The organism is Arthrobacter sp. fls2-241-R2A-200 (genome assembly GCF_030209745.1).
Lineage (GTDB): Bacteria > Actinomycetota > Actinomycetes > Actinomycetales > Micrococcaceae > Arthrobacter.
The window spans coordinates 66919-83266 of record NZ_JARVRJ010000010.1; the positions used below are offsets into that span (position 1 = coordinate 66919).

The 16348-nt window shown below is 62.6% G+C and carries 16 protein-coding genes; 9 read left to right on the plus strand and 7 right to left on the minus strand.

Translation table 11 applies throughout. The annotated features are described in order from the left end of the window. The first annotated feature begins 136 nt into the window (after positions 1-136). Positions 137-1195: an ROK family protein gene (locus QRN42_RS12670; protein ID WP_284979520.1), complete on the plus strand. Its 1059-nt coding sequence runs from the start codon at positions 137-139 to the stop codon at positions 1193-1195. Positions 1196-1212: 17 nt separating this feature from the next. On the opposite strand, the gene QRN42_RS12675 is transcribed toward QRN42_RS12670, so the two are convergent. From QRN42_RS12675 to QRN42_RS12685, 3 genes are read right to left on the minus strand one after another with little or no spacing between them, the layout of a single operon-like run. Continuing rightward, on the minus strand, positions 1213-1743 hold the full coding sequence (locus QRN42_RS12675) for a hypothetical protein (protein WP_284979521.1): 531 nt from the start codon (positions 1741-1743) through the stop codon (positions 1213-1215). Next, complete coding sequence (locus tag QRN42_RS12680) at positions 1730-2569, minus strand: alpha/beta hydrolase (RefSeq protein ID WP_284979522.1); 840 nt, start codon at positions 2567-2569, stop codon at positions 1730-1732. The genes QRN42_RS12675 and QRN42_RS12680 overlap by 14 nt, the downstream gene beginning before the upstream one ends. Further along, on the minus strand, positions 2566-3345 hold the full coding sequence (locus QRN42_RS12685; RefSeq protein WP_284979524.1) for an alpha/beta hydrolase: 780 nt from the start codon (positions 3343-3345) through the stop codon (positions 2566-2568). Before QRN42_RS12685 ends, QRN42_RS12680 begins: the two co-directional genes overlap by 4 nt. A 109-nt stretch (positions 3346-3454) precedes the next feature. Here QRN42_RS12685 and QRN42_RS12690 point away from each other — a divergent pair, with 109 nt between their 5' ends. Both QRN42_RS12690 and QRN42_RS12695 read left to right on the plus strand, forming a co-directional pair. Continuing rightward, a complete protein-coding gene (locus QRN42_RS12690) occupies positions 3455-4270 on the plus strand; it encodes a lysophospholipid acyltransferase family protein (RefSeq protein ID WP_284979525.1) in 816 nt (271 codons plus the stop codon). Positions 4271-4336: 66 nt separating this feature from the next. Next, the gene (locus QRN42_RS12695; protein WP_284979526.1) at positions 4337-5740 is read left to right on the plus strand and encodes a class II 3-deoxy-7-phosphoheptulonate synthase; all 1404 of its coding nucleotides are present in this window, start codon (positions 4337-4339) and stop codon (positions 5738-5740) included. 49 nt (positions 5741-5789) lie between these two features. Here the strand turns inward: QRN42_RS12695 and pknB are convergent, their stop codons facing one another. Together pknB and QRN42_RS12705 are read right to left on the minus strand one after the other, a co-directional pair. Continuing rightward, a complete protein-coding gene (pknB, locus tag QRN42_RS12700; RefSeq protein ID WP_284979527.1) occupies positions 5790-7859 on the minus strand; it encodes a Stk1 family PASTA domain-containing Ser/Thr kinase in 2070 nt (689 codons plus the stop codon). Positions 7860-7932: 73 nt separating this feature from the next. Then, positions 7933-9282 (minus strand): lytic transglycosylase domain-containing protein, encoded by a 1350-nt coding sequence (locus QRN42_RS12705; protein ID WP_284979528.1) that lies wholly within the window; start codon positions 9280-9282, stop codon positions 7933-7935. Positions 9283-9547: 265 nt separating this feature from the next. Here QRN42_RS12705 and QRN42_RS12710 point away from each other — a divergent pair, with 265 nt between their 5' ends. Continuing rightward, positions 9548-9901, plus strand: coding sequence for an Rv2175c family DNA-binding protein (locus QRN42_RS12710; RefSeq protein ID WP_284979529.1), 354 nt, complete (start codon positions 9548-9550; stop codon positions 9899-9901). Between the two features lie 92 nt (positions 9902-9993). Here QRN42_RS12710 and QRN42_RS12715 read toward each other — a convergent pair whose 3' ends face one another. Further along, positions 9994-11088 carry a polyprenyl synthetase family protein gene (locus QRN42_RS12715; RefSeq protein ID WP_284979530.1) on the minus strand — a complete coding sequence of 365 codons (1095 nt, stop codon included), beginning with the start codon at positions 11086-11088 and terminating at the stop codon, positions 9994-9996. Next, positions 11085-11669 (minus strand): hypothetical protein, encoded by a 585-nt coding sequence (locus QRN42_RS18080; RefSeq protein ID WP_284979531.1) that lies wholly within the window; start codon positions 11667-11669, stop codon positions 11085-11087. The genes QRN42_RS12715 and QRN42_RS18080 overlap by 4 nt, the downstream gene beginning before the upstream one ends. Positions 11670-11786: 117 nt before the next feature. Here QRN42_RS18080 and dinB point away from each other — a divergent pair, with 117 nt between their 5' ends. The 5 genes from dinB (at position 11787) to ftsL (ending at position 16345) form a co-directional block, all read left to right on the plus strand. Beyond that, positions 11787-13007, plus strand: a complete 1221-nt coding sequence (gene dinB / locus QRN42_RS12725) for a DNA polymerase IV (protein WP_350224882.1) — start codon at positions 11787-11789, stop codon at positions 13005-13007. A 232-nt stretch (positions 13008-13239) separates the two neighbouring features. Continuing rightward, entirely contained in the window at positions 13240-13608 is a 369-nt protein-coding gene (locus tag QRN42_RS12730; RefSeq protein WP_284979533.1) for an SCO2097 family morphological protein, read from the plus strand. A gap of 440 nt (positions 13609-14048) precedes the next feature. Next, on the plus strand, positions 14049-14480 hold the full coding sequence (gene mraZ / locus QRN42_RS12735) for a division/cell wall cluster transcriptional repressor MraZ (protein WP_284979534.1): 432 nt from the start codon (positions 14049-14051) through the stop codon (positions 14478-14480). Between the two features lie 165 nt (positions 14481-14645). After that, positions 14646-15644 carry a 16S rRNA (cytosine(1402)-N(4))-methyltransferase RsmH gene (rsmH, locus tag QRN42_RS12740; RefSeq protein ID WP_284979535.1) on the plus strand — a complete coding sequence of 333 codons (999 nt, stop codon included), beginning with the start codon at positions 14646-14648 and terminating at the stop codon, positions 15642-15644. Beyond that, positions 15641-16345, plus strand: coding sequence for a cell division protein FtsL (gene ftsL, locus QRN42_RS12745; protein ID WP_284979536.1), 705 nt, complete (start codon positions 15641-15643; stop codon positions 16343-16345). Before rsmH ends, ftsL begins: the two co-directional genes overlap by 4 nt. Positions 16346-16348: the final 3 nt, after the last annotated feature.

Here is a 16348-nt window from a genome sequence, read left to right on the forward strand (position 1 = left end):
CTGCATTAACCTACTGGCGAGTAACTTTACGGAGTTTGCGGCTCTTCGGGCAACTCCGGGCGGTACTGGCAGCTTCAATACCGTCTTGCGGCGGCCCGATGCTGGCGGGAATCGGTAGTCCGAATACGATGGTGGGATGCCCACCATCCGGTTCAGCTCCCAGCCCCGTCGCCGGCCCCCGGGCTCCGTGCGGAAGGACCTTCCATGGGTTCCGCGGCGAAGCCATCTGGGCAGGCGCGGCCTGGCCATTGGTATCGACATCGGCGGAACCAAAGTGGCCGCCGGTGTGGTGGATGCCGAAGGCAGGGTGCTCGCCGACGCGCGCCGCTCCACCCCCGGCGCGGACCCGCGGGCCGTGGAGCAGACCATAGTGGAGCTGGTGCAAGAACTCAGCGCCGGCCATCGTGTCTCCTCCGTCGGCATTGGGGCCGCAGGGTGGATGGACCTCGACGGCGGGACCGTGCTGTTCAGTCCGCACCTTGCCTGGCGTCATGAGCCGCTGCGCGAGAGCCTTGAGAAGCTGCTTCGGAGACCGGTCCTGTTGACCAACGATGCCGACGCCGCCGCCTGGGCCGAGTGGCGATTCGGAGCCGGCCAAGGTGAAAGCCGCCTAGTGTGCATCACATTGGGCACGGGAATCGGCGGCGCCATGGTCATGGATGGCCGTGTGGAGCGGGGGCGGTACGGGGTGGCCGGCGAATTCGGGCACCAGATCATCGTCCCCGGCGGGCACCGCTGCGAATGCGGCAACCGCGGTTGCTGGGAACAATATGCCTCGGGCAACGCCTTGGGCCGCGAAGCGCGTCAATTGGTCCGCACCAATTCGCCTGAGGGCCGTGGGCTCCTTGAAAAGTCCGGCGGGGTTGAAAGCGACATCACTGGGGCCACCGTAACGGCTCTGGCACTCGCCGGGGACGCCACGTCGCAGGAACTCCTTGCCGATCAGGGCGAATGGCTGGGTCTGGGACTCGCCAACCTCGCTGCGGCCCTGGACCCAGGACTCTTCGTGATCGGTGGCGGGCTCTGCGATGCGGGAGACTTGCTCGCAGAACCGGCGCGCGCCACGTTTGCCAAGAACCTGACCGGCAGGGGATTCCGCCCCATGGCGCGGATCGAGTTGGCTGCACTGGGCCCGCGGGCCGGCATGATCGGCGCGGCGGACCTCTCACGGGTCAGCGGCAGGGCGTACAGCTAGGGCGATAGCGCCGAGGCTCAGATGCGTGCGCCGTCGTCGTCGTCATCCTTTTCTTGCGGCAGGCGCATGATCAGGTAGATGACTGAGGCGACGAACACGGCAACGATGCCCAGGATTGCCGTGAGCGGCGCGGAACGCCAGAACATTGCGGTGAAAAGCAAAGCGACGGGGCCACCGACGGCTCCGATCCACGACAACATGGTCAGGGGTTCAGTGCCAGCCAGGCTCGGCGGCTCCTCGGGCACGAAAGGCTCGTCGTCAGGGCCTTCATAGTCGCGCGGTCCCGTGGGCGGTTCGTCAGTGGACGGACGGTCAGTGATGCCACCAGGGGAGGCGGGCTCCACGGGCGGGTTGGCGAGTCCTAAGGGATCGAAGTCCTTGAACGATGGGCCGGGTTCGGCTTGGCCGGGTTCCGATCCCTCCGACTCCGATGGTTCGGCCTGCGCGGACGAATCTGTAGCTTCCAAGCGCGCCACCAGATCCAACCACACGGCGTCGTCATCCTTGTTGGCGCTTTGATCGGGTGAGTTGGGATCAGGCCTGTTCATCGGCTGCATCCTTTTCGGAGGAACGTCCATCGTCGGAAGAAAGTCCATCGCCGGAAGAAAGTCCATCGCCGGCCATTGCAGCCAGAGTACGTTGGATGAACTCAACGGTCCCGGCGAAAATCTCCGGCGCATCGTTGTCCATGGTTGCCACGTGATAGCTATTCCTGAGGTATCTGACATCCACCGGTGCCTGGACTTTGGCGCGCAGGAAATCCAGGCTGGCGTTGGATATTACGTTGTCCACGGTTGATCGGTACACACGCACCGGGGTGCTGATGCGGGGGAGAAGGCCGGCGGTGTCCCGGTACATTTTCTTGAGCTCGTGGGCTGCCGCCACCGGCGTGCGCGAGTAGGCACCTTCGTCCTGGTCCGGTTTGAGGATGTCGTTGGCAATCGCAGGTGTTGATTTCAGAACGTACTTGAGTGCCGCCACCATGACAGCCCGCGGGTCATCCAGCACGAGTCCCGGATTGACGACAACCGTTCCTGCCACCGGCCTCGTAGCCGCGATGCGCAACGCCAAGGTCCCGCCCATGGACAACCCGGTGGCGAAGACGAAATCACACTCGGAGGCAAGCTCCCTGTAGGCGTCGTCCACGGCTTGGTGCCATTCGCGCCACGAACGCTTGGACATGTCCTGCCACGTGGTTCCATGGCCGGGCAGGAGCGGCACCCTCACCGCATATCCCGCCGCAGCCAGGTGTTCGGCCCAAGGCCTCACGCTGTGCGGACTCCCGGTAAATCCATGGGACATGACGACGCCGACGCGCGGCCCGGTTCCATTCCAACTGCTAAGGAACGGCGAGAAGTCGGGAAGGATTTTCATGATGACTCTGAGGCTACCGTGTAGCTGGCGTGCTGGCGGAAAAACCCGGCAGATTCTTCGAAAATGGTGGGGGCGTCCGCATCCAACGTTGCCACATGGCCGCTGTGCGGAAGCGTGACGACTTTGAGCCTCCGCGCTCCGATGTGCCGGGTGATGCTTTCCACTGAAGTTGGCGGGACCACGGCATCCTCGGTGGACTTGAAGATCAGGGTAGGGGCCAGCACCTCGGGCAGGGCGCGTGTGGCGGAACGGAAGAGTTTCTTCAGCTCGTGGACCGACGCCAGCGGGGTCTGCGAATAGTCGCCGTCTTCGGTGGAAACCGGCGTCGGGCGGTCCTCGACAATAGGAGTGGTGGTGCGTTTGAAGTATTTCAGCGCAGCCACGTACTTTACACGCCGGTCGTAGAAACTCAGTCCCGGGTTCACCAGCACCACGCCGGGAACATCATGCAGGGCCGCCACTCGGAGAGCTACCGCACCACCCATGGACAAGCCGGCCACAAAGCAAGACCGGGTTCGCCTTGCCAAGTCCACATAACTGCCTTCGAACGTGGTGTACCAGTCCTGCCACTTGGTGGCTGAGAGATCATGCCAACTGGTTCCGTGGCCCGGGAGCAGCGGCACGGAGACGGCGAATCCCTGACCGGCGAGGTACTCCGCCCATGGCATTAAGCTCAACGGGCTGCCAGTGAACCCGTGGCAGATGGCCACTCCGATGGACGCGTTGCTTCCATGCCCGGGGTAGTGGAAAGCCAGCGGTGCCTTGGGTTCCGTCATGGCTCCATCGTGTCACTGTTCCGGACATTTCTCACTGGAGTAGGGTTGCTGATGAGTGCCGGCGGGGCAGTCCCGAAGCACGCCATGGATCCACCGCGGGAGGACAAGCGTGTTCTATTGGGTCATGAAACGGATCTTTCTAGGTCCCTTGGTGAAGCTCATCTTCAGGCCCTGGGTCAAGGGCTTGGATAACGTGCCGGAAAATGGTGCGGCAATATTGGCGTCGAACCACCTGTCCTTTTCCGATTCGATTTTCCTTCCCTTGATGTTGCCGCGGAAGGTGGTTTTCCTCGCCAAGGCTGAATACTTCACCGGCACCGGGCTCAAGGGCCGTCTCACAGCACTGTTCTTCAGGCTGAGCAGCCAGCTGCCTATGGACAGATCCGGAGGCGCCGCCTCCGAAACGTCCCTCCGGGCCGGCAAGGAGATCCTGGCCGCTGGCGGTCTCCTGGGTATCTACCCTGAAGGCACCCGCAGCCCGGATGCGCGTTTGTACCGGGGCAAGGTGGGCGTTGCCCGGATCGCGCTCCAAGCACGCGTCCCCGTGATACCCGTTGCGATGATCGGAACGGAGAAGGTGCAGCCGATCGGGAAGCGCCTGCCCAGCATTCGGCGCATAGGGATCATCTTTGGGCAGCCGCTGGACTTCAGCGAATACTACGCGCAGGAGGACGACCGCGACGTGCAGAGGGAGGTCACGGACCGGATTATGTACGAGCTCATGCGCCTGTCCGGCCAAGAATACGTCGATGAATACGCTGCCGTGGTGAAGGCCCGGTTGGCGGCCAAAGGCCCCATTCCCACAGCAGGCCCCATTCCGAAAGCAGCTGGTCCGGAGGCGGCCCCGGCTGAGTTCGGCAACGGAGCGGCTGAGTTCGGCAACGGTGCGGCCGACGATGGCCAGGACCCCGCCGCGACACTGTGACGCCTCCGCCGTCGAGGGTTACGGCAGCACTCTCGCAACCGCACCGAAGGCTACTAGTCTTGTAGGGTGACTGAGCTAACCGCGAACACCGCACCTTTCGTAGCAGATCCCCTCACGAGCACCGCCCAGAGCGGGGCTGCCGACTACCCGGGGCTCGATGCCTGGCGGGACTTGCCGGTCTCCCAGCAGCCCACGTGGTCTGACCAGAACGTCTTCAAGGCGTCCGTCAAGGAGCTCTCCGCGGTTCCGCCACTGGTTTTTGCCGGAGAGGTTGACGTTCTCCGTGAGCGCCTCGCCGCTGCTGCCCAGGGGAAAGCCTTCCTGCTGCAGGGAGGCGACTGTGCCGAGACCTTTGAAGCGGCAACGGCGGACAAGATCAGCGCTCGCGTCAAGACCATCCTGCAGATGGCCGTGGTCCTCACCTATGGCGCCGCCATGCCCGTCATCAAGATGGGGCGCATGGCCGGCCAGTTCGCGAAGCCCCGTTCGTCCAATGATGAAACGCGCGACGGCGTGACGCTTCCGGCCTACCGCGGTGACATCGTCAACGGTTACGACTTCACACCAGAGTCCCGGGCGCACGATGCCGGCCGGATGCTGAAGGCCTATCACACCTCGGCTTCAACGCTGAACCTCATCCGTGCCTTCACGCAAGGCGGTTTCGCCGACCTTCGGCTGGTCCACCAATGGAATAAAGGCTTCACGGAAAACCCGGCGCACGCGCGCTATGAGTCATTGGCCCGCGATATCGATCGCGCGATCAAGTTCATGGACTCATGCGGGGCTGACTTTGAAGCCCTCAAGCGGGTGGAGTTCTTTGCCAGCCACGAGGCTTTGCTGCTCGACTACGAACGTGCGCTGACCCGCATCGATTCCCGGACCGGCCTTCCCTACGACACGTCAGCGCACTTCCTCTGGATAGGGGAGCGGACCCGGGATCTCGATCATGCCCACGTGGACTTCCTTTCGCGCGTCCGGAACCCGATCGGCGTCAAGCTGGGCCCGACCACCAGCGGGGACGATGCCCTCCGGTTGATCGACAAACTCGATCCCAACCGCGAACCTGGCCGTCTGACATTCATCACCCGCATGGGCGCCAAGAACATCAGGGAAAAGCTGCCCGCCGTCGTCGAGCGCGTCACAGCCTCAGGTGCCCAGGTCCTGTGGGTGACGGACCCCATGCACGGCAATACCGTTACCTCGCCGAACGGCTACAAAACGCGGAACTTCGACGACGTGATCGATGAGGTCCGCGGGTTCTTCGAAGTGCATCATTCTTTGGGAACGGTGCCAGGCGGCCTCCACGTCGAGATGACGGGCGACGACGTCGCCGAGTGCCTTGGCGGTGCCGACCCTATCGACCAGGATGCCTTCCTTGACCGGTACGAGTCCGTTTGCGATCCGCGGCTGAATCACATGCAGTCCCTCGAGATGGCATTCCTGGTGGCCGGCGCACTCTCCAAGCGGTAGTGCTCCCTGGGCTCACACCACGGGCTCACAGTAACGCTCACACCACCGCTCACACCACCGTGAGCGTTACTGTGGAGCCCTCGGGAGCCTCAGTGTTCACAGGGTCCTGGTCGCGGACTGTGTTGAAGAATCCGCCCAGGACCTTGTTCAGCCGCACATCAAAGCCGAGCGCGCGGAGCTCCTTCTCGGCGGCGTTGGCTTGCTTGCCGATGAAGCTCGGAACCTTGACCATCTTGGGGCCCTTGGACACCGTAAGGGTCACTGTGCCGCCCTTGGCCAGCGTTCCATTGGCCGGGGACTGTGACACGACGGAGCCTTGCGGGACCTTTTTGTCGTTGACTGTTTCCGGAGCGACCACGGGCGTCAATCCTGCGTCCTTGAGCGCCTTAACGGCCTCATCCTGAGTGAGGTTGCGGACGTCCGGGACCGGGATAGGTTGCGGACCTTTGGAAACCACCAACGCCACAGGAGTTCCATGCCGCACAGCCGTGCCCTGCGCAGGATCCTGGGAGAGGACCGTGCCCGCAGGGGCATGATCATCGAAGGCTTCAGTGATGTTACCCAGCGTCATCCGGGCGGCGTTCAGGGCCGTCTTGGCGTCGGCCAAACTGGACCCGCTGAGCCCCGGAAGCGGGAAGAGTTGCGCGCCCTTGGAAACGAAGAGCTCTATGGGCTGGAACTTCCGAACCGTTTGACCCGATTCAGGCTTTGTCCCCACGGCAAGGCCGCTTGAGACGTCGTCGTCATAGACGTCCTCGGGCTCCGACTGGAACCCGGCCGTGCGCAGTAATTGCTGGGCTTCGGCCACTGTCTTGTTCTTGACATCCGGGACGGTTCCAGGCGAGCCCGGTCCCATGCCAAAAAACCAGCCGGCAGTCGCAGCGAGCAGTGCCAGGACCACGATGATGATGATCCAGATGACGGCTCGACGGCGTGGATTACCCTCCCGCAACTGACGAACGGGAGTTGCCGCCAACCGCGCCTGGTCCTTGGCCTCCTGGCGTTCGAGCCGTTTCAGCTGCCGTTTGCCGGGTGGACGAAGGTCTTTGTCCGCATCGATTTCCGCGAGTGAACCAAGCCCGGCATGCCGGCTCGGGCTGCCTGCAGGTGAGAGAACGGTGGTCGGGTTGCTCTGGCGCGGAATGAATTCGGTTGCCGAAGGCAGGTCCCGGGGTAGGGCTCGGGTGTGGTTGGTCCCTTCATTGGCCAATACCACCGTGGCGCCCGCTGGTGCCGACGCCTCCTGTGATGCAGGCCTGTGGTCCAATTGTTCGTCAGTCAGGGAGGTGCGGATGTGTCGGAGTTCGGTGAGGAGGGCTGTTCCGTCAACGGGCCTGTTCTCGGCTTCCGTTGCCGTGCACCACTGCACCAACTCATCGAGGTCCTCGGCGAGGCCCGGCGTCACCTCGGAGGGGCGGCCAACGGTCGAATTGACATGCTGGTATGCAACCTGGATGGGGGTATCACCCGCATACGGCTGCGTGCCGGTCAGCATCTCGTAGAGCATGATGCCCGTTGAGTAGATGTCGCTACGGGCATCTGCGGGCTGGCCAAGCACAAGCTCCGGGGCCAGGTAGGCGACAGTGCCGATCAGTGCGCCAGTGCTCGTATTAGCTGAGACTGCCCGCGCGAGGCCGAAGTCTCCGACTTTGATACGACCATCGGCAGCTATGAGGACATTCTCAGGTTTGACATCGCGGTGGATCAGCCCTGCGGCATGCGCGGCAGCCAGTCCCTCGATGAGCGGGTCGATGAGGGCGAGGGCCAGTCGGGGAGTGAGGGCGCCTTGCTCGGTCAGCACGTCGCGAAGGGTGTGCCCCTTGACGTACTCCATCACAAGGTACGCAAGGTGGCCGTCTTGGCCTTGGTCCAGGACTCCCACGATGTGCGGGTGGGACAAGCTTGCGGCCGCTTTTGCTTCCTGGCTCAGTCTTTGCAGGAAAACGGGGTCATCAGCCAGGTGCGGATGCAGCACCTTGAGGGCTACGTCACGTTCAAGCCGCCGGTCGGTGGCCAAATAAACCGTGGACATTCCGCCTCTGGCCACACGGGAGCGGACTTCGTAGCGGCCGTCCACGGTGGTCCCGATGAGGTGGTCCTGCGTTGCTTCTTGCACCATATGATCCTAAACGAGGCAGGGAAGGGACCCGAATCCCTCCGGATCCAGACCCCTTCCGGGTGCAGGGCAGTGCTTAGGCAAAAGTGCGCTGGCGCGCCTTGATTGACGCGACGTAGCGTTTGGTGTCGTCATACATTCCGTACTTGCTCACGGAATACGCGCCTTGGTAGTAGCCCGCGATCGCGGTGTCGACGTCCTTGCTGGTTGCGACCAAGGCCCGGATGATGGCCACCCCGGCCGTGGCGTTGTCGTAAGGATCGAGAAGGTTGAGCTTACGTCCCACCAGATCTGAGGCCCATTGTCCGGAGGACGGGATGACCTGCATGGTGCCAATGGCGTTGGCAGGGGAAACTGCCCGCTGGTCAAAGCCTGATTCCTGCTCGGCGAAGGCCAGGGCCAGCGAGGGGGTAACTCCCATGCGAACAGCGGTATCCCGCACGATGGTCTTCATCTCGGCCCGGGTAGGCACGGGGGCCGCATTGAGCAGGGCCTTGTTGGCGTTGGCGGAGCTGACAACCGCCGGCGGATAGGTGTAGCCCAGGAAGGTGCTGGGAACCAAGGGCTTGGTGTTTACTGCCGGCGGCGTGGCAGTGCCGGGAATGGTCAATTTCTGGCCAGGGTAGATGACGGTGGTGGCCGTGACGTTGTTAGCGGACATCAACGCTGCCAGGGAGACGCCGTTCCGCGAAGCGATGGAGCTCAGGGTGTCGCCGGCCTTGATGGTGTAGGAACCACCCGCCGTCGTCGTGGCCGGTGCCTGCGGGGCTGCTGGAGCCGCTGGTGCGGCTGGCGCCGCTGGAGCGGAGGAGCCTGCGCTGACGATAATCTTCTGCCCCGGGTAAATGATGGAGCTTCCATTGAGCCCGTTCCACCGGAAGACGTCGGACAGCGGGACACCGTACTTATAGGCGATCCCGCCCAGGGTATCGCCCGAAACCACTGTGTAGGTGGTCGCTCCGGTTGCGCCGCTGCTCGGAGCTGCCGGCGCGGCGGGCTGTGCCGGCGCCGCGGGCGCGGTTCCTGTGAGCTTGATGGTCTGGCCCGGGTAGATGAGCGTCGTGGCCGTCAGGTTGTTCAACCGCAGAACAGTGGAAGTGTCCAGGTTGAACCGTCGCGCAATGGCACTGATGGTATCGCCGCGGACGATCGTGTAGCTGCTCGGGACCGTCGGGGCCATGGGACGCAAGGCCGCGGGAATAGTCGAAGCAACCTCTTGTGCCGGGATGAAGGTTCCCAAGGCAGCTGCTTGCGCCTTCATGGCGGCCGCGAGGGTAGCCGGAATCTTGTTCACCTGGGGGGCAGGCATGGCCACGGACGGCTGGGCCAAGGCAAGGGAGGACAGGACAACGGCTGGGAGCGCAGCCGTTGTAGCCGCAATAACGGGCATGCTCATGGGTCTTTTTGGCGAGCGGGGCGTCGTCATGAAGGGGTTCCTCATCTCGAACAGCGGCGGGATTGTTATCGCTGTTATCAGTGTTATCAACGTTATCAGTGTTATCAATGTTACCGATGTTACAAATGTGATCTCTGCGAATCTCTCACACTTATGCACGCGGCACAACAATTCCGCACGTTCGGAAAGCCTTGCCTCATTTAGTGCAAAGAAAATGCTGCTTTTGTGCGCCGTATGAGCTCGCCCGCCGCCCCTCGGCTAGGCGCCAGGCCGGGCGACATGGCAACCTTGGTCTGTGAGTAATGTAGAAAGCCTTGTTTCCGAATGGCTGCCACTGCCGGATGTGGCTGAGCAACTGGACGTTTCCATCACCAAAGTTCACGGACTGTTGGACGAGCGCGCCATCGTCGCCGTCAGGCTGGGGGAGCGAAAGATACGCTCCGTCCCGGCACTGTTCTTACAGGACGGACACGTTGTGGACAGCTTGAAGGGGACTATCGCGGTTCTCGGCGACGCCGGTTACACCGACGAAGAGCTGATCACGTGGCTGTTTACAGCCGACGAATCATTGCGGGGACGGCCGATTGACGCCCTGCGCGAGGGGCGGAAGACCGAAATCCGGCGCCGGGCCCAGTCTTTGGCCTGGTAACTCTTTGGCCTGGTAACAGAAACGAGCGACGACGGCGGCCCCGGCCGCCGTCGTCGTCATCTCTAACTGGTGGGGTACTGACCCGTGATGCCTTAGGCCGCCCGGCTGACCGCCGCTTCGGCGAGTGCCCGCAACGCCGTCAACGGTAGTTCCTCCAGCGGGAGCCGGCCCAGCGCTTCGAAGGCCTGATCGCTCAACTCAGCAATGAGGGTCTCCGTGGCATCGAGCGCGCCGCTGTCCACGATGATGCTGCGGATCCGGGCAATGTCGTCCTCACCCAGGTCCGGGTTGCCCAGCTCGCGGTCGAGGTAGGCAGCCTGCTCCTCAGGGGCCCGATTGAGGGCAAAGCCCACTAACACAGTACGTTTGCCCTCCCGAAGGTCGTCACCGGCCGGCTTGCCGGTGGTCTCAGGGTCGCCAAAAACGCCGAGGATGTCGTCGCGCAATTGGAACGCTTCGCCAAGGGGCAGCGAGAATTCCGAATACCCCGCCAGCAAATCGGGCGACGCCCCAGCCAGTGCACCGCCCATGGCCAGCGGATGCTCCGTGGAGTATTTTGCCGACTTGTACCGAATGATCGACTTGGCCCTGTCAACGGCGCCCGCACGTTGGCGTACCGGGCCGGCTACCTCTTCCAAAATGTCGAGATACTGCCCGGCCATGACTTCTGCCCGCATGACGTTGAAGATCGCACGCGCGCTGGTCCCGGACCCGGCCCGCTGGCCGATCTCGGTGAAGGATTGCTCGCTGAAGGACAAGCAGAGATCTCCAGTGAGAATTGCTGCTGCGTGCCCGAACCTTTCGTTGTCCAATGCCCAGCCGCTGTCCTCGTGCAGCTGGCCGAATAGCCTATGCACGCTGGGTCCTCCCCGGCGCGTATCGGATCGGTCGATAATGTCATCGTGGATCAATGCAGCGGCCTGGAAGAGCTCCAAAGCGCACCCCGCTGTGACGATCGATGGGTCATTGGCAGATCCACCTGCCCCTCTCCACCCCCAGTAGCACATCAGTGCGCGCAGCCGCTTCCCGCCAGTTACCAACGTGGAGATGGACTCGATGAGCGGTGCGGCGTCCGGGGAGATTCCGGACATCAGGTTTTGCTGTTCCTGGAGGAAGCCCGTGAGTTTTTCGGCGACCCCTGCCCTGAATCGGTCCTGCTCGGATGCGACGAGGGGATTCAGTGTCACTTGAGAGACCCGGCGGCTACGTTCGCACCAATGGTGAACGTTGAGACGCCCTCCTTTTGCCTGATCGAGACGTTGACGGTCTCGTTGTCGCCGCGGATGAAGTTAATCGAGGTGACCGCTCCCACGGCCTCGGGGCCGGGTACCACCTTGAATCCCTGGGCCTCCAGGGAAGTCTTGTAGTAGTCCACCACACTCTCCGGGGGCGCCTTGACCGCACCAACCAGCGCCACCGTGGCGGGGGAGTTGGTCTTATCAAAGCTGCTGGAGCGGACGCTTGTGGCCGGCATCACGGGAATGAGTTGCTGGGGGAACCCTGCAACCAGGGCGCCGACAGTGGCCGTGGCACTTGGCACGGGCGAACCGGACGACGACGAACCCGGCGACGCCGAGCTGCTCGGGCTTGCCGACGCTGACGCTGAACCCGACGTCGTGCTCTTTGGAGAAGGCGATGACGTCGTCGCGCCCGCAGAGGAGGGTGCTGCTGAACCGCTGGGCTGGGGGGTGCAAGCAGCGACTGCCACCGCGAGGCTCGCTGCGAGCAGGGCAAACCCTCGCGCTTGAGGAGTTCCGAAGAGCTTCACAGGGGGTATCCTTCCTTGGGCTTTCGCCGGATCGTGCCTCCAGTTTAGTCAGTGGCCGGGCATAGTATTGCCGGTGTGAGTCAGGAAGCATCCAGCAGCGCCCCGGGCACCGGCGTCGTGCCCCCAAGCAGCGCCGGTGATGTCCTGCAAAAATGGCGGCGAACCAGCATTCTCCATGTGGATATGGACGCCTTTTTCGTTTCCGTGGAACTCCGCACCAGGCCCGAACTGATCGGCAAGCCCGTGATCGTGGGGTTCCCTGCTGAACGGTCCGTTGTCCTCTCTGCGTCTTATGAAGCCCGGGCCACCGGGGTGAAATCTGCGATGCCCATGGCCATTGCCATGCGCAGGTGTCCCTCCGCGATCATTATTAACCCGCGCCACTCAGAGTACTACGAGGTTTCAGCCCAGCTCATGGGGATTTTTGCCTCCATTACCGATCTCGTCGAGCCACTGAGCGTTGATGAAGCGTTCCTCGACGTCGGTGGTGCTATCCGGCGCTTGGGGTCGCCGCTGGACATTGGTCACCTCATCCGCCGCCGGGTGCGTGCCGAACTGGGAATCACGGCTTCAGTAGGGATTGCCAGTACCAAGTTCGTTGCCAAGATCGCATCCACCCGCTGCAAGCCCAACGGGATTCTGCAAATTGATGCCGAAGATACCATCGCGTACCTGCACAGCCTCCCGGTCAACGCTTTGTGGGGTGTTGGCGGCAAAACCGGCGAGGTCCTTGCCCGCTTGGGGATCCGTACTGTGGCGGACGTGGCGGCCACTCCCGTTGCCACGCTGAAACGAGTCCTGGGCGCAAGTGGAGAGCACGTGCACAGGCTCTCCATGGGTATTGATCCGCGGCCGGTGACGCCCACGAGGCTGGAAAAGAGCATCGGGGCGGAAGAGACATTTTCCTCGGATACAGCTGATGACGCAGTGTTGCGCAGGGAACTGCTGCGGCTTTCGCACCGGACCGCCGCCCGGTTGCGGAGTTCCGGCATGGTGGCCAGGACGGTGGCTTTAAAACTTCGGTATGCGGACTTTTCAACGGTGACGCGGAGCCGGACCGTCCACGTGGCGGTCGACAGCGCTCAACTGATCTACCAAGTCGCCGTGCAACTGATGGAGTCACTGGGCGCGCGGCCCATGTCTGTCCGCCTGGTGGGGATACGCGCGGAACAGCTTGAACCTGCCGAGGAGACCTCGCTCCAGTTAAGCCTTGACCGCCGGGACGACAACTGGCGGGCGGCTGAGCAGGCCTTGGACAGGGTCTCTGAGCGCTTCGGATCCAAGAAACTCCTGCCAGCCAGGCTCCTCGAGTCAGGGAAGCCGCCGGCCGAACAGTGACTTTCGGCCAAAGCGCCCAAGCCTTGGCGTGTCTTTCAGAACGGGGCCGGACAAACTATCCTATTTATTACAGAGATTTGATCGTCTGGACAAACTGCTTCCGGAACAGACGGCCCGGGTTCCACTGAAACCGTGCGGGTTTTTGGGGAACAAATCCGAAGGACCGATCGTTTTGGTTACAGATGCACAGGACGCGTTATGTCCAGACGCTGGCTGACTAAAGGAGGTCGCGATGCCCCTCTCGGAGCACGAACAGAAGCTGCTTGAGCAATTGGAGAAGCAACTTCACGAGGACGACCCAAAGTTCGCCAACACCATGGGATCGGACCCCATTCGGAGTTGGTCCACCAGACACGTGATCATAGGAATCCTCGGTGCCATCGCGGGCATCCTCTTGTTGCTTTTCGGAGTAACCGTCCAGGCGATCCCCGTGGGAGTTCTGGGATTCGTTGTGATGGGCGCAGGGGTCTATTTCGCCACGCTTCGAGGGTCAGCCTTCAGTAAGGGCCGCAAGGCAAAATCCGGAAAGACCAAGTCCAAGAGTTCGTTCATGAGCAGCTTGGAAGAACGCTGGGACGAACGTCGCCGGGACGAGAACTAAGTCCTTCCCGGGCCGGACCTTCATTCCCATAAACACGCGGCTCGTAGGTAGCCCGCTCCTCCCAGTGGCAGCGCTCCTTAGGAACCGCCGTCGCCACGCGTGAGCGTCAATCGTCGAACACGCTGTAGCCATCAAGACCCGCCTTGGCGGGTCTTTTCGGGTTTAAAGGGCAGGCGGCGTCTTGAAGCACACCACCCGCTCCCAGGGCCGGGCCCGGGCCACCGCATCTGGTGATTTCCCTCCACTTTCCACCCCGCGCCACTGATTCGGGACTATTCAGCGCTATGCCGGACCGAATCGAAGCGACTGAAAACTCAAAGTGGTGGAGAAACGGCCCGCTATGCGTTGACTGTGGGGTGTTGTGGAGTAAAGTGGAGCGCATAAGAGGGTAGTGGCAGCGTTGGGTATGTGAGGCACCTTTACTGAGGGGCGGTGGGCAGGTGTTTCTTGGCACTCACTCTCCGCGTCTGGACGAAAAGGGGCGGATCATCCTGCCAGCCAAATTCCGCGAGGAACTCGCGGAAGGCCTGGTGCTTACAAGGGGCCAGGAACGCTGTATCTACGTCTTCAGCCAGAAAGAATTCGAGCGTATTCACGAGTCCATGCGGGAGGCTCCACTTTCCTCCAAGCAGGCTCGGGACTACATGCGGGTCTTCCTGTCTGGGGCCTCTGATGAGGTACCTGACAAGCAAGGGCGCGTGACGATTCCGCCAGCGCTCCGTTCGTATGCAGGGCTCGGCAGGGAACTGGCAGTGATTGGTGCCGGCACCCGCGCGGAGATCTGGGACGCCGAGGCTTGGGATACGTACCTCAGCGAGAAGGAAGCAGCCTTCTCGGAAACGGATGACGACAATCTGCCCGGTTTCATCTAACCGGTCAGTGGGGCAGCAGCCCCGGTTCTTGGATGGGATCTCCAGCCGCCCATTGAACTGTCTTCCTGGCTCAACTTCCCCTGAGCCAGGCCGGCGGTCCGATAGGCGCGGATGGGGATCCGATCCAAGGAACAGCGCGAAGAAACTGAGGAAAGAGGAGGCAGTGTGGAAGAGCAGGACGCGGCAAAGCCCACATCCGAGCGCCACGTACCCGTCCTGAAGGACCGCTGCATCAACCTCCTCGCGCCAGGTTTCGAGGCTGCTCGCAGCCGCGGTGAAACTCCCGTGGCAATCGACGCCACGCTCGGCATGGGCGGACACTCGGAGGCGATGCTGCAGCGCTTTCCGGACCTGCATCTGGTGGGCATAGACCGGGACGAGGAAGCACTTGCCCTGGCCGGCGCCCGACTCGAGGCCTTCTCCAGCAGGACTGATTTGGTCCACGCGGTGTATGACGAAATTGAGGACGTCCTGGCGGACCTCGGTATCCGTGAAGTCCATGGAATCCTCATGGACCTGGGCGTCTCCTCGCTGCAGTTGGACGAACGCGAGCGGGGTTTCGCATATTCCTATGACGCTCCGCTGGACATGCGCATGGACACCAGCCGGGGTCAAACAGCTGCAGATGTGGTCAACAACTACAGCGAAGAGGAATTGGTACGGATCATCCGGAAGTGGGGCGAGGAGAAGTTCGCCGGGCGCATTGCCCACCGTATTGTCAGTGCCCGTGCCCAAAAGCCTTTCGCCACCACCGGTGAACTCGTGGAACAGATTCGGAGCGTCGTTCCAGCCGCCGCGGCGAAGAGCGGGGGACATCCGGCCAAACGCACTTTCCAAGCCCTCAGGATCGAAGTCAATGAAGAGCTTGAGGTGCTGGAGCGCGCAGTTCCCGCTGCGGTAGCTGCCACCGCACTGGGCGGACGGGTGGTCGTGATGTCGTATCACTCGCTTGAGGACAAGATCGTGAAGTCGGTTTTCCAGTCCGGCTCCAAATCCTCGGCACCGCTCGGATTCCCGGTGGAACTCGAGGAACACAAGGCCGAGTTGAAGACCATCACGAAGGGCACCGAAGTCCCAACAGCAGCAGAAATTGCTGAAAATCCCCGCGCGGCGTCAGCCCGATTGAGGGCCGTGGAGCGCATCAAACCAAGGAGACAAGCATGAGCAACGCCGCAGCGACCACACGGCCCTCCGTAGTGGGGCATTCTGTTGTGGGCAATACTGCCAGGCAACTCCCGCTCCCGGGCGGGAAGCCCGACGTCGACCGTAAGGCCCGCACGCCCCTCTCCTTGGTGCGCAGTGTCCCGGTCCGCCGTCGGACGCCGTTTGTGGTCCTATGCTTCGCCGCGATGGCTGCTGCACTCCTCACGGTTCTTGTCTTGAACATCTCCGTGTCCACAGCCCAGTACCAGTTGGTCCAGCTCAAGGCCCAGGCTGCGACCCTGGACAAAGAAAACCAGGATCTGACACAGCAGAAGCAAAGCTTCGAAGCTCCACAGAATTTGGCCGCCAAAGCTGCAGAATTGGGAATGGTAGCTTCCACGGTCAAAGGCCAGATTGATGTGAATACGATGACGGTGACCGGCAAGGCAGTTCCTGCGGTTAAGGGAGACGCTCCGGGAGCGGTTATCGCTCCTCCTGCACTCTCAGGGCAAGCGCCGTCGGCGGCCGCCAAGGATGCCACGGCAGCTGCCTCGACGGCAACGACGTCCAAATCTTCAGCGGCCGCGACGCCGGCACCCGCAACCTCGCAGGCTGCGACACCCAGCCCCGCGCCGACGGCATCCGTGCCTGCCGCCGCGCCTCCGGTCGACCTCAACGGGGGATCCGTCCCGGCGCCTTTGCAGAAGGTACCGGGGCAGTAGCCA